Genomic DNA, 13,477 nt, shown 5'->3' on the forward strand with positions numbered 1-13,477 from the left:
TGAAAAGGAATGACAACGGACGGGCCGGGTACCGGGATGCCGCCGCATCCGACGCAGGCTGCCGCATCCGACGAGGGCTGGAGAGCCGAATGGCCGTACGACACCGATTGATCAAGCGGTCCGTGGCAGACGTCTGGGCGGTGCTCGCGGACGGGTCACGTTACGGCGAGTGGGTGGTGGGCACGGCCCGCTCGGAGCCCAAGGAGGGCCACTGGCCCGAGGTGGGCTCCAGCATCACGTACACCGTGAAGGTGGGCTGGCGGACGCTGTCGGGAACCACGACCGTCCGGCGGTGCGAAGAGCCCCGCATCCTTGAGCTGGAGGCCGACAGCGGATGGCTCGGCGCCGCGCGCATCGCCGTCGACGTACGCCCCTGGGGTGAGTACGCCCTGGTCATCGTCGACGAGCACCCGCTGACCGGACCCGGCGGGATGCTCCACAACGTGGCCGTGGACGCGCTGATCCAACTGCGGCACCGCGCCATGCTCGCCCGACTGGCGGACGTCGTGGAGAAATTCTCGAAGCGCGCGTACGCATCGGCCTGAGAGCCGGTCGAGCAGGTTGGCCGAGGGGCTCGCGGCCCCACTCACGATCGATCGACCCGCCGGGTCCGACGGGCCCGGGCGGACGTCAGGAGTCAGGCATGCCGGACGCGGTGATCATCGGCGCGGGGCCCAACGGTCTCGTCGCGGCGAATCTGCTCGCCGACGCCGGATGGAGCGTGGAGGTCCTCGAGGAACAGGACGAGCCGGGCGGCGCCGTCCGCAGTGACCGCGGTGTCCATCCCGACTACGTGAACGACCTCTTCAGCGCCTTTTATCCGCTGGCCGCGGCCTCCCCGATCCTCGCCGACCTGCAGCTCCAGCAGGAGGGCCTCTCGTGGAGCCACGCCCCCCGCGTCCTGGCACACCCCCTGCCCGACGGCCGGTGCGCCGTCCTCGCGCGCGGTGCCGCGGAGACAGCGGCCGGCCTCGACGCGTTCGCGCCGGGCGACGGGGCCTCCTGGCTCAACCTCTGCGCCACCTGGAACCGCGTGGGTCCCGACGTCCTCGGGGCTCTGTTCACCCCGTTTCCGCCCGTACGGCACGGGGTCCGGCTCGCCGCGAAGCTGCGGGGCGCCGGGGGCCTGCGGATGGCCCGGACGATGGTGCTGCCGGTACGGCGCCTGGGCGAGGAGGAGTTCCGCGGTGAGGGCGGCCGGCTGCTGCTCGCGGGCAACGCGCTGCACGCGGACCTGGGCCCGGAGGCGGCCGGCAGCGGAGGCTTCGGCTGGCTGATGTCCATGCTCGGCCAGACCTACGGTTTTCCCGTTCCGGTCGGCGGGGCGGGCGCGCTCACCGGGGCCCTGGTGCGGCGCCTTGAGCGGTTCGGAGGCGTGGTCCGGTGCGGGGAGCGCGTACGGGAGGTTGTCGTACGGGGCGGTCGCGCCGTCGGTGTGCGCACCGCCGGAGGCGAGAACGTGCCGGCGTCCCGCGCGGTTCTCGCCGACGTGTCCGCTCCGGCGCTCTTCGGCGAACTGGTCGACGAACGCCATCTGCCGGGGCGGCTGCTCGGGGACCTGCGCCGCTTCCAGTGGGACTTCGCGACCTACAAGGTCGACTGGGCACTGAACGGCCCGGTGCCCTGGACGGCACCGGAGGCGGCGACGGCGGGAACGGTGCACCTGGCCGACGGTGTCGACGGGCTGACCCGGTTCGCCGCGCAGATCGCCATGGGGCAGGTGCCCGACCGGCCCTTCATCCTGTTCGGCCAGATGACCACCGCCGACGCCACGCGCTCACCGGCCGGCACCGAGTCGGCCTGGGCCTACACCCACGTCCCGCAGCGGATCAAGGGCGACGCGGGCGAGGACGGCCTGACCGGCTCCTGGGACCGGCGGGAACAGGAGGCGATGGCGGACCGCATGGAGAACGAGGTGGAGCGCTGGGCGCCGGGCTTCCGCTCCCGCATCAGGTCCCGGCGTCTCCTGGCCCCGACCACCCTCCAGGCCATGGACGCCAATCTGCACGGGGGCGCGATCAACGGCGGCACGGCATCCGCCCACCAGCAGCTGGTGTTCCGGCCCACGCCGGGCACGGGCCGCCCGGAGACTCCGGTCAAGGGCCTCTACCTCGCCTCGGCCGCCGCCCACCCCGGCGGCGGCGTCCACGGAGCCCCCGGCGCCAACGCCGCCCGCGCCGCGCTGCGGGGCCGGATCGACCGCCGCTTCCGCCGGAGCTGACCCCGGTTCAAGTAAGGGCCGCCGGGCCCTGCTCAGTCGGCGGTCTCCGCCGCACGCCCGCCGGGCCCGAGCAAGCCCGTGGAGGAGAACTCCGAGCGCATCAACTCCTGGCGCGAGTACCGGGCGACGAGGGGCGGCAGGCCCGCCCGCACCGCCTGCACTGCCCGGAGCCAGCCCGGCACGTACACGGTGGCCGACCGGCGTTCGACGGCATCCGCCAGACACCGGGCCACATGCCCCCGGGCATAGATCTTGCGGGCCGGCGGCGGCATGTGCGCTCGCAGTTCACGCAGCACGGCGTGCTGGTCGGCGTCACGGATCATGTCCGTGTCGGTCCAGCCAAGATAGGCGGCCCCCACCCCGACGCCCCGCGGGGCGAGTTCCGCGCGCAGCGACTGGCTGAGCGACTCCACGCCCGCCTTGGAGGCGCAGTAGGCGCTCATCAGCGGCGACGCGCCGATGGAGGCGAGCGAGGCGACCTGCAGGAAGTAGCCGCGGCTGTCGAGCAGTTGGGGCAGGAAGGCCCGGGCGGTGTTCGCGCTGCCCACGAGATTGACGTCGATGACGCGTCGCCAACTGGCGGGGTCGGAGTCCACGAACGGCCCGCCCTCGGCGACTCCCGCGTTGGCGACGACCACCGATGCGGGGCCCTGAAGCGCGCGTACCTCGCCGGCCACGCGCGCCATCGCCGCGTCGTCGGTGACATCCACGTGCCAGTGCCGCGACGGCGTGGGCAGTTGCTGGGCCACTCGGGCGAGTGACTCCTCCTCCAGGCCGAGCAGGGCCAGCGTGGCTCCCCTGGCGGCGAGCTCTCTGGCCACGGCTTCTCCCACACCGCGCGCGGCGCCGGTCACGACAGCTGTGCGACCGCGCAGGACGTGCTTCCGGTCGGTCACGAGAACTCCTCCGGGTGGGACGGCAGCGACGGGTGCTCCACCCGCCAGGACGCACACGGTCATGGTGGCAGGCGGCGCCGAGGGCCGCATACCAGGCGTCGGCGGGCGCAAACCCCGGGCGCGTGCGGCCCACGTCACAGCTCCGGGTGGCGTCCGGCGCTTTCTCGTGGGCACACTGACCTTGAGGTCAGGAAGCAGCCGCGCCCAAAAGCCCTGCTTCCACGGAGCAGGTTTTGTTCTTCCTCAGCCGCCATCCACACGAACCCCGCCTCGGCGGGGATTTCGTCGACCTCGGCGATGAAATCGAGCCCGGGCAGAAACTCCGGCGTCCGTCGGCCTGTCCCGGCTCGCGCACCGTGGTTGTGGACAGGTGTGCGCCGGTGGCCACCTCGCCCACTCTCCGCCCGCCGTGGTGCGCGCACGCGTGTGTGAAGGGCGGCCAAGTACCCCCGCGTCACTGCCTGTCGAGGGCATGAAGACCGCTGAGAGCGAAGGAGACCTGCCGTGCTGAAGGCCGACCCGAGAGTACTGCGCGACCTGGTGAAGCAGTACGACGCGCTGAGCGCGCTGCATGCGCGCAACGGAGCCTCCGAAGCCCGCAGGAGGCTGGAGGACATCGCGTACACCCTCTGTGTGTCCACCGGCACCCGTGAGGTGGCGTCGGCACTCGCGGCCGCCCGCTCGCAGATGGCCATGGCCGAGGGCGAACCGGACGCCCCGCAGCCCGTGTGAGGGCCAACGGGGCAGTGCGCTCGCTCAGGATGTCGCGAGGAGAGCTGTGACCAGCTCGTCCAGGTCCAGTGCGGCGCTCTCCTCGGGGGCGGGCAGCAGGGCGTACGACTCGTGGATGAACGCCTCGACCGGCGCCCGCTCCAGTTCGCCACGGACTCGCCCGCTCGGGGACGTCAGGGTCACGAGCACCCGGTGACGCCCCGTGGGCCGGACCACGACGTCGCCCTCGCCCGCCGGGGCGTGCAGCCCCATCGCCAGCAGGTTCCTGGAGAACACCCAGGTCGTCGGTGCCTGCCCGGCCGCGGGCGGCGGGAAGGCGAGGGTCACGGCCAGCGGGTCCTTCGTGGTGTACGTGAGGACCAGCTCGGCTTCGAGCACGAAGTCAAGGGCATCGACGCACAGATGAGACCGGATGGGGCAGGTGAGGCTGGATTCCATGGAACACGGGGTTCCCGGCACTCGCTCATGCATGCACGGCGACAGCTGTCCGGGTGACACATTCGTCGAAAGCTGACGGCGGACGGGCGGCGCCCACGGCGGTGGAGACCGCCGTGGGCGCGTGGTCACTCAACGTCCGAGGGCCTTCTTCAGCTGCTGCTTGTTCATCGACGAGCGGCCGTCGACGTTCTTCTTCTTGGCCTCTTCGTAGAGCTGGTCTTTGGTGGGGCCCTGCGATCCGCTGTGCGAACGTTCCCCGCCGCGCTGGGACGCCGACTTGGGGTCCTTCGTCGACGTCTTGCTGGCGGTCTTCGACTCGCCGGAGCGGGCTCGCTCCTTGTTGACCGTGCGGGCCGCGATCTCCTTGGCCCTGCCCTTGGAGGCGCCGCGGTCCTCGGCGCTCTCCTTGATGTGTTCGTACTGGCGCTCGCGCTTGTTGCTGGATCCAGCCGGCATGCTGACCTCGCCTTTCTTGATGGCCCCGGTCACTGCGTGTGCTCGCTGTGGCCGCCTTTCGGGCATTTCCCAGTCTCACACCGGTATCCACGCCGCGCCCGGTCAATCATGTGCGACTCAGGCGGACAAGCGGGCGTCGTCCTGCGAATGCACTCCCGCGAGTTGGGCGCGTGCCGCGGCGACGGCCGTCTCGGGGGTCCGCGTTCCGGTGGAGACGCACAAGGTGTACGAGACGTCGTCCAGCTGCCGCCGGACCTCGGCCGAGTCCTCCCTGGCCTGCAGATGCCGGAGCGAGGCGTACGTTTCGAGCAGGGACTGCAGGAACGTGGGGTGGGGCCTGAGCACGGGGTGCTCCTTTCGATGAATGCGGTTCTCGGTAAATGCGCTGCATTGCCGTCGGCCGACACATGGTGCCCGCGCGGACGGCCGGTATTCACAGACCTTCGGAACTCCGCCCCATTCCCCTGGGCAGGCACACGGCCCCGTACAGCACGCGCCTCATCCGCCTGATCGTTCGCACGAGTTGACCCCCTCCGGTCGGTACGGCCTCCCTGGCCGAGCTCTACTCCTGTGCCCCGAAATCGCATCGTCTATCAGGACCAAAGGCCCGCGCCGGAGTGACGTGTGGAACGCATGAACGTGGTCCGCCAGGGCACCCGCCTCCGTGATCGCGCAGCGTTCGGCGTCGCTCCGGTGGTGTGCGCGCCCTGAGCGGCAGAGGCTGGCTGAAGCCGGGCCACGCCGAGCGGAAAGTCATCCAGGAGGAATCTGATGCCGGACAGCACCCTGCCACTCCTCTCGCAGGGGTACGCATGGCTTCCCGATCTGAGCCGCCGCAAGGGGCCCGGGCCCGTCCGCACCCGCCTGCTGGGCAAACCCGCCATCGCGCTGCGGGGGCCGGCCGCCGTCACGTTCTTCTACGACGAGAATCACGTACGGCGGCGGACCGCCCTGCCCGAACCGGTCCTGAGCACCCTGTTCGGCAAAGGCGCGGTGCACACCCTGGACGGGACGGAGCACCGCACACGCAAGGGACTTTTCGTCTCGCTCCTCAAGGACGCCTCGGGAGTAGCCCGTCTGGCGGAACAGGTCGCCGAGGAGTGGGAGCGGGCGAGCAAGGAGTGGACACACCGACCGCGGGTGACGCTGTTCGACGAGGTGAGTGTCCTGATCACGCGTGCCGTGTGCCGGTGGGCGGGCGTGCCTCTGGCGGACTATCCGGAGGACGAGGCACGCCGCACCGCGCAGGATCTGGTGGCCATGGTCGACGGTTTCGCGACCGCCGGCCCCCGGCACTGGCGGGCCCGGCGCGCGCGGAACCGCCAGGAGGAGCGGCTGGCCGAGCTGGTCGAGGAGATGCGGGCGCAAGAGGGCGGCTCGGCGGCGGACGACGCGCGGTCGGAGTCCGTGGTGCGGTCGGTCGCCACGCACCGCGACGCGGACGGCGAACTGCTCGATCCGCGGACCGCCGCCGTCGAGATCCTCAACGTCATCCGTCCCACCGTCGCCGTCACCTGGTACACCGTGTTCGGCGCCCACGCGCTGCACCGGAATCCGGCGCTGCGCGAGCGGCTGGCCCAGGACCGTGAGGGGTATGCCCGCGCGTTCGCCCACGAACTGCGGCGCTTCTATCCGTTCGCGCCGTTCGTCGCGGGACTGGCCCCCCACGACCTGGAGTGGCACGGCGAGCCGATCCCGGAGGGCTCCCTCGTCCTCCTCGACCTCTACGGACAGAACCACGATCCGGAGCTGTGGCACGACCCCTACATGTTCGATCCCGACCGCTTCGTGGGCCGTGAGCCCGGTCGCGACGAGCTCGTCCCGCAGGGCGGCGGGGATGCCGCGGAGGGGCACCGCTGCCCGGGCGAGGACATCACCTTGGCGGTGCTGAGCACCCTGCTCCCCCGTCTCGCGCGACTTGAGTACGACGTGCCCGATCAGGACCTGCGCATCCCGCTGAACCGGATGCCGACGAAGCCCCGCAGCGGCTTCGTCCTCACCGCGGCGCGCTGACCCGCGCACTGCCCCGAACGAGCTGGACGGAGGCCCGGCATGAACCACAAGCACGGCAACGAGCACGACAAGGACCAGAAGCCGCAGCACGCGGAGACGGCCGCCGAGGAAGTCTTCGACGAGGCCGGGGACGCGGAGACCCGTGTCCCCGGTGAGGAACGTGACCGCAAGAAGGACGGCGAGGCGGCGGACGCGCTCACCCCCAACCCCTCCGCGCAGGATGACGTCCAGCGCGGTGACGGCCGCGGGAAGCACGACCGCTGAGGCAGCGGACGAGCGCCCTGATCACCACGTCCGTCCTCCTGCCCCATGAGAGGCAGGAGGACGGACGTGTCCGTGCTTGGACGAGCCGCTCCGTCGCCGCGGGCAGCAGCCGGTAGTACACCCATGTCCCAGGGCGCTCCGAGGCGATGAGACCGGCCTGCTCAGCTACTTGAGCGACCTGCCCGTGTTTCGACATCCTTCTATGTTGACAGTCTTCGATTCACGGCACACTGTTGCATTGAGAAACATCAATGCAACCCGCTCCGGGGCTCACCGGGCCCCCTGATCGAGGAGCCACCATGAGCGAGGACGCCACCGACCTGCGCGAAACCGTCCGTCGCCGCTATGCCGCGGCCGCCGTCCAGGTCACCGCGGGGGGTACGGCCTGTTGCGGGCCTTCGGCGATCGAGGTCGACGCCACCTTCGGCTCCGGCCTCTACGCCGAGGGCGAGCGCGAGGGGCTTCCCGCCGAGGCCGTCGCCGCCTCGCTCGGCTGCGGAAACCCCACCGCCGTCGCCGATCTCCGCGCCGGCGAGCGCGTCCTCGACCTCGGGTCGGGCGGCGGCATCGACGTCCTGCTCTCCGCCCGGCGCGTCGGCCCCACCGGACGGGCCTACGGCCTGGACATGACCGAGGAGATGCTCGCCCTCGCGCTCGAGAACCAGAAGAAGGCAGGGGCCACCAACGTCGAGTTCCTCAAGGGCAGCATCGAGGCCATCCCGCTGCCCGCGCACACCATCGACGTCGTGATCTCCAACTGCGTGGTCAACCTGTCCACCGACAAACCCGCCGTGTTCGCCGAGGCCTTCCGCGTCCTGGCCCCCGGCGGCCGCATCGGCATCTCCGACGTCGTCGCCGACGACACCCTCACCCCCACCCAGCGCGCCGAACGCGGCGACTACGTCGGCTGCATCGCCGGCGCGCTTTCCTTCACCGAATACCGCCGCGGCCTCGAGGCCGCCGGATTCACCGCCGTCGAGATCACCCCCACCCACGCCGTCGCCGACGGGATGCACTCCGCCGTCGTCCGTGCGACAAAGCCCGCCACCGCGCCCGCCACCGAGCGTGCGGTCGGCGACGATCCCGGCCACGGCACCGAGGCGGCGGGCTGCTGCAACTGACCGGCGCACGGGCAGACTTGAGCGCCCGCGGCCGGACATCGGCGATTCGGCCAACCGGCGCCGCCCCGCGACCGCACCAGCACGCCCTCCATGGGCGCGACCCCTTGCCACGGACGGGCTCCAACCCGTCCTGAATCGAGCGCGTTCGATTCCGTCACCCTGTCGTTAGTCCCAGCACCGCCGAGCCATCCAGGTGCGGCACGCATCCCATGGAGGGACGCAGGTGACTGTGAACGACACCTCGACCGAATACGCCAAGACGCCTCCCCCTCCCCCACCCGCCACGCTCACCTTCGGAGGGAAGCACGGCAAGAACCCGCTGGCCGAGGCTACGTTCGCCGCCATGTGCAGGCGGCTTCCCTCCGTGCTCGGGCACACCGCGCGGATGGCGTGGTCCGTGGACAGGCTCGGCGTCGTACTGCTCCTCGCCTGCCAGCTCCTCACCGGCGTGGCGGCCGCCGTCGTCCTCGCCTGCACCGCGCAAGCCATGACCCACCTCCTCGGCACGGGCACCGTGTCCGAACGCCTGCACGCGGCACTGCCCGCCCTGATCGTCGTCACGACGGCCGCCGCGGTCGGCCGCGTCAGCAGCGCCCTCTCCTCGTACGCGGACGGGCGGATCACGCCCCTGCTGATGACCGAAGCGGATGTCGCCCTCGTGGCCGCCGTGTGCCGCGTGGAGTCGTCCGCCTACGGCGAGGACGGATTCGCCGACCGGCAGGAGGCCGCCGAGGTCGGGGTCACCCGGACCCGGATGATGGTGCAGGACGCCCAGCGGTTCATGTCGGCCCTGATCCGGATGATCGCCGCGAGCGGAGTGATCACGGCATTGCATCCCCTGATGCTGCCCCTGCTCCTGCTGGCCGTGCTCCCCGCCGGCGCCGGGGCCGTGCTGTCGGCGCGCGTCACCTACGAGACCCACTACCTCAACGTCGGTGACAGGAACGTCCGCTCGATGATGCGCTGGTGGGCGACGTACTCCCGCCACGGCGACGAGGTCCGCGCCAACGGCATGACCGGCTACCTCATCTACTGGTACCGCGCCCTGTCCGACCGGATCGACCGGCGCACCCTGACCGCGGCCCCGCGGATGCTGCGCATCGTCCTGGTCACCAGCGCGCTCGGCGGGCTCTTCCTGCTGGGCACGTGGGCCACTCTCGCCTGGCTGGCCACCACCGGCCGGGTCGCGCTGCCCGTGGCGGCGACGGCGGTGGTCGCCGTCCAGACCACCCTCGCCGCGCTCTCCCAGTCCGTCATCCACGGCGCCGCGATGTTCCACACGTCGCTCTACCTGGCCGACATGCGGGCATTCCTCGACATGGCGGGGGAACGGGCCCCCAAACGCGGGGAGTTGACCCTCCCCGAGCGCGTGGACGAGATCCGCCTCGACGAGGTCGTGTACCGCTACCCCGGCAAGGAGGAACCGGCCGTCGCGGGCGTGTCGCTCACGCTGCGGCGCGGCGAGATCCTGGCCGTCGTCGGGGAGAACGGCTCGGGCAAGTCGACCCTGGCCAAGCTCTTCACCGGCATCCTCCTCGCCGACAAGGGCCGCGTCCTGTGGGACGGCGTCGACCTCGCCCGGGCCGATCCCGACTCCGTGTGGCAGCGCACCGCGCTCGTCCCGCAGAATTTCGCCTGCTGGCCCCTGCGCGCCCGCGAGAACATCACCCTCGGCCAGCCGAGGACGTACGACGACGGGCCGGTGTGGGACGTCGTCGACGCCGTGGGGATGCGCGAGGCGATCGAGGCGCTGCCGCGGCAGCTCGACACCTTGCTCGCCAAGGAGTTGTGGGGCGGCGCCGAACTCTCCGGCGGCCAGTGGCAGCGGCTCGTGTGCGGCCGCGCGCTCTACCGGCGGACACCGCTGTTGATCCTGGACGAGCCGACCTCACAGATGGACGCGCGAGGCGAGCACGCAGTCTTCACGGAGATCAAGCAGATCGCGGCGGAGCGCATGACGATCGTCGTCACCCATCAGCTCGAGAACACCCGGCTCGCCGACCGCGTCCTCGTGATGGACGAGGGCCGGGTGATCGAACAGGGCACGTACGACGAACTCGTGGGCGCCGGTGGCCTGTTCGCGGATCTCGTCGCACTGGCCAAGGACCGCTGACGAGGGTGCCGTCTTCCCGCCCCCAGTTTTTCCTTTCTGTGGACAAAGTATGGACGCGCTCCGGCACCGTCTCTACGCTGAGCGTCGCTTTGCCGCACAGATCTGCGTACCCCCCGTAGGAACCACGCAGGAGGAAGAGTGAAGCCACACCCCGAGCCGATGTCCGGCACCACCCGCCGCCGGGCTCGAAGATCCACCGGTCTGCTGCTCACGGCGATGCTCTGCGGCGGGCTGGTGGCGCCCGCCGCGGGCGCCGAGGACGATCCGCGGCCGTTCGCCGACCTGCCGCCGCAGGAACCCGGCGTCACCCTGCGGGTGTTCGACATCCAGTCGCCGCTCAACAAGCTGTGCGACCTCAAGCCCGCCCAGACCCCGAACGTCGACAAGCTGATCCCGACGGCCGACTGGACGTCCACCGAGGGCTTCGGGTTCAGCAACAACTTCGTCTCGCAGATCATCGGCAACCTCAACGTGCCCGAGGCGGGCGCGTACAGCTTCCGGTTGATCAGTGACGACGGCTCGCGCCTCTTCCTCGGCGACCAGCAGGTCATCGACCACGACGGAAAGCACGGCGCCGAGCCCAAGGACGGCGAGATCACGCTGAACGCCGGCCATCAGCCGCTGCGCATCGACCACTTCGACGCGGACGGCGAACAGCAGGTCACCCTGCAGTGGAAGCCGCCGGGGGCCGACGAGTTCAAGGTCGTGCCGAACTCGGTGCTCAGCACGGACGCCGACGTCGTCCGCGTCACCGCGCCCGGCCGCAAAGAGTGTGAGGGAGCGCTCGACACCCCCGGCGACGGCCTTCCGCTCACCGAGGTCAACCCCGGGTACAAGCTGACGGACCTGCGCCCCAAGGGCTTCGAGCCGCAGGTGTCGGCCATGGACTGGCTGCCCGACGGGCGGCTCGCGATCTCCACGTGGGGCGGCAGCACCGAAACGAAGGGCGAGGTGTACCTGCTCGACAACGTCACCGGTGACACCGGGCCCGACAAGGTCACGTACAAGAAGGTCGCCGACGGGCTCAAGGAGCCGATGGGCATCAAGTACGTCGACGGCAAGCTGTACGTGTCGGAGAAGCACCAGCTGACCGAGTTGAACGACACCGACGGCGACGACGTCGCCGACGACAAGAAGAAGATCGCCGAATGGCCCTACGGCGGGAACTTCCACGAGTTCGCCTTCGGCCTGCTCTACGACAAGGGCGACTTCTATCTGAATCTTTCCGTCGCCATCGACTACGGCGGCGCGACCACCGACCCGCAGCCCGCCAAGAACCGCGGCACGACCATCAAGGTCAACAAGAAGACGGGCACGGTCAGTTACATCGCCGGAGGTCTGCGCACCCCGAACGGCATCGGACGCGGACCCTCCGGAGACCTCTTCGTCGCCGACAACCAAGGCGGCTGGCTCCCGGCGTCCAAACTGGTGCACGTCAAACAGGACCGCTTCTTCAACCACTACATGAACCCGGAAGGCCCCTTCGACGACCAGCCGGTCACCAAGCCGGCGCTGTGGCTGCCGCAGAACGAGATCGCCAACTCCCCCAGCACGCCCATGCAGTTGAAGAAGGGCCCCTTCGCCGGACAGATGGTCTTCGGCGACGTGACCTACGGCGGACTGCAGCGCGCCGACCTGGAGAAGGTCAAGGGCGAGTACCAGGGCGCCGTGTTCCGCCACACCCAAGGCCTGGAGTCCGGCATCACCCGGATCAGCGAAGGGCCCGACGGTGCCCTCTACACCGGCGGCCTGGGCGCCGACGGGAACTGGGGCCAGGCGGGCAAGCTCCGCTTCGGCCTGCAGAAGCTGACGCCGAACGGCAAGACGGCCTTCGACATGAAGACCATGCGCGCCACGCCCGACGGCTTCGAACTCACCTACACCAAGCCCCTGTCGGAAGAGACCGCGGCCAAGCTGACCAAGGGCGCGTACTCCGTCGAGCAGTGGCGTTACGCCCCGACCCCGGCCTACGGCGGCCCCAAGGTCGACGAGGAGTCGCTGCCGGTCACGTCGGCGAAGCTCTCCGACGACCGGCGCAAGGTCAAGCTCACCATCCCGGGGCTCAAGGCCGACCGTGTCGTCCACGTGCGCTCCCCGCGCCCGTTCTCCTCGTCCTCGGGCGAGCAGCTCTGGTCCACCGAGGCCTGGTACACCCTCAACGCCAAGCCGGGCCCGGCCGAACCGGTCACCACGTACGACGCCGAATCGGCGCGCCTGTCCGGCGGCGCGGGCACCGACACCGAGCACAGCGGCTTCACCGGCGCGGGCTTCGTCGACGGTTTCGGCGAGCAGGGCGCCAAGGCCAGCTTCGACGTACACGTGGACAAGAAGGGCAGCTACGACGTCGGGCTGCGGTACGCCAACGGCCCGCACCCCTTCACCGGCACCAAGACGATCAGTGTCGGCGTCAACGACGGCGCGGCCAAGCAGACGAGCCTGCCGTCGACGGGCCAGTGGAACCGCTGGTCCACCAAGACGGAGAAGCTCGAACTCCGCAAGGGCCGCAACACCATCACGTATTCGGTGGGGGCCGGGGACACCGGGCACGTCAATCTCGACGCGCTGGACGTGCGCCGTCCCGGGGCCCGGATCGACCTCTTCTCGGGCGGCAGCATCTCGTCGGCCTGGCAGCACACCGACGGGCGCAGCGCCGAGTGGCCGCACACCGCCGAGAAGTCCATGGAGGTCTGCTGCGGGGATCTGCGCACCAAGCAGCACTTCGGCGACTTCAAGCTGCATGTCGAGTTCCGTGTGCCGAAACTGCCGGACGACGTCACCGGGCAGGACCGCGGCAACAGCGGGGTGTACCTCCAGGAACGGTACGAGGTGCAGATCCTGGACTCGTACGGCGTGGAGAAGCTCGCGAACAACGAGGCGGCGGCGATCTACCAGAAGAAGGCCGCCGACCTCAACGCCTCGAAGGCACCGGAGACCTGGCAGACGTACGACATCACCTTCCGTGCCGCCCGTTTCGACGCGGACGGCAAGAAGACGTCGGACGCCCGGGTCACGGTGGTGTGGAACGGCAAGAAGGTCCACGACGACGTGGCGATCGACGGCCCGACGGGCGCGGGTGACCCGGAGTCGGCGGCGGCGGGTGCGATACGCCTCCAGGACCACGGCAACAAGGTCCGCTTCCGCGACGTGTGGGTGGAGCCCCTGTCCTGACCGGATGTGCTGACCGAGCCCTGCCGGCGGCCCCCTGGCTGCCGGCAGGGCTCAC

General features: G+C 70.5%; 12 protein-coding genes and 1 pseudogene. 8 read left to right on the forward strand and 5 right to left on the reverse strand.

Annotated features, from left to right (window positions below):
• Window positions 1-89: 89 nt before the first annotated feature.
• Both ACWFRU_RS05865 and ACWFRU_RS05870 read left to right on the forward strand, forming a co-directional pair.
• Entirely contained in the window at window positions 90-545 is a 456-nt protein-coding gene (locus ACWFRU_RS05865) for an SRPBCC family protein (RefSeq protein ID WP_453684859.1), read from the forward strand.
• Window positions 546-643: 98 nt separating this feature from the next.
• Entirely contained in the window at window positions 644-2,221 is a 1,578-nt protein-coding gene (locus ACWFRU_RS05870; protein ID WP_453684860.1) for a phytoene desaturase family protein, read from the forward strand.
• 32 nt (window positions 2,222-2,253) lie between these two features.
• Here the strand turns inward: ACWFRU_RS05870 and ACWFRU_RS05875 are convergent, their stop codons facing one another.
• A complete protein-coding gene (locus ACWFRU_RS05875; protein WP_453684861.1) occupies window positions 2,254-3,117 on the reverse strand; it encodes an SDR family oxidoreductase in 864 nt (287 codons plus the stop codon).
• A gap of 504 nt (window positions 3,118-3,621) precedes the next feature.
• Here ACWFRU_RS05875 and ACWFRU_RS05880 point away from each other — a divergent pair.
• A complete protein-coding gene (locus ACWFRU_RS05880; RefSeq protein ID WP_453684862.1) occupies window positions 3,622-3,849 on the forward strand; it encodes a DUF5133 domain-containing protein in 228 nt (75 codons plus the stop codon).
• 24 nt (window positions 3,850-3,873) lie between these two features.
• Here ACWFRU_RS05880 and ACWFRU_RS05885 read toward each other — a convergent pair whose 3' ends face one another.
• From ACWFRU_RS05885 to ACWFRU_RS05895, 3 genes are all read right to left on the reverse strand, one after another.
• Window positions 3,874-4,287, reverse strand: coding sequence for an SsgA family sporulation/cell division regulator (locus ACWFRU_RS05885; protein ID WP_453684863.1), 414 nt, complete (start codon window positions 4,285-4,287; stop codon window positions 3,874-3,876).
• A gap of 129 nt (window positions 4,288-4,416) precedes the next feature.
• Window positions 4,417-4,743, reverse strand: a complete 327-nt coding sequence (locus ACWFRU_RS05890) for a plasmid stabilization protein (protein ID WP_451216907.1) — start codon at window positions 4,741-4,743, stop codon at window positions 4,417-4,419.
• A gap of 117 nt (window positions 4,744-4,860) precedes the next feature.
• The gene (locus ACWFRU_RS05895) at window positions 4,861-5,088 is read right to left on the reverse strand and encodes a DUF5133 domain-containing protein (RefSeq protein ID WP_453684864.1); all 228 of its coding nucleotides are present in this window, start codon (window positions 5,086-5,088) and stop codon (window positions 4,861-4,863) included.
• 426 nt (window positions 5,089-5,514) lie between these two features.
• Between ACWFRU_RS05895 and ACWFRU_RS05900 the strand changes: the two genes are divergently transcribed.
• Window positions 5,515-6,756, forward strand: coding sequence for a cytochrome P450 (locus ACWFRU_RS05900; RefSeq protein WP_453684865.1), 1,242 nt, complete (start codon window positions 5,515-5,517; stop codon window positions 6,754-6,756).
• A 39-nt stretch (window positions 6,757-6,795) separates the two neighbouring features.
• Entirely contained in the window at window positions 6,796-7,020 is a 225-nt protein-coding gene (locus ACWFRU_RS05905; protein ID WP_453684866.1) for a hypothetical protein, read from the forward strand.
• On the opposite strand, the pseudogene ACWFRU_RS05910 reads toward ACWFRU_RS05905, so the two are convergent.
• Window positions 6,953-7,192: pseudogene (locus ACWFRU_RS05910) on the reverse strand (hypothetical protein); the annotation flags it as partial. The gene ACWFRU_RS05905 and the pseudogene ACWFRU_RS05910 sit on opposite strands and share 68 nt — an antisense overlap.
• Window positions 7,193-7,319: 127 nt before the next feature.
• Between ACWFRU_RS05910 and arsM the strand changes: the two are divergent.
• From arsM to ACWFRU_RS05925, 3 genes are all read left to right on the forward strand, one after another.
• Window positions 7,320-8,141 (forward strand): arsenite methyltransferase, encoded by an 822-nt coding sequence (gene arsM / locus ACWFRU_RS05915; RefSeq protein ID WP_453684867.1) that lies wholly within the window; start codon window positions 7,320-7,322, stop codon window positions 8,139-8,141.
• 223 nt (window positions 8,142-8,364) lie between these two features.
• A complete protein-coding gene (locus ACWFRU_RS05920) occupies window positions 8,365-10,254 on the forward strand; it encodes an ATP-binding cassette domain-containing protein (RefSeq protein WP_453684868.1) in 1,890 nt (629 codons plus the stop codon).
• Window positions 10,255-10,413: 159 nt separating this feature from the next.
• Window positions 10,414-13,422: a family 16 glycoside hydrolase gene (locus ACWFRU_RS05925; protein WP_453685274.1), complete on the forward strand. Its 3,009-nt coding sequence runs from the start codon at window positions 10,414-10,416 to the stop codon at window positions 13,420-13,422.
• Window positions 13,423-13,477: the final 55 nt, after the last annotated feature.

This window comes from Streptomyces sp. NPDC055099 (assembly GCF_053607685.1).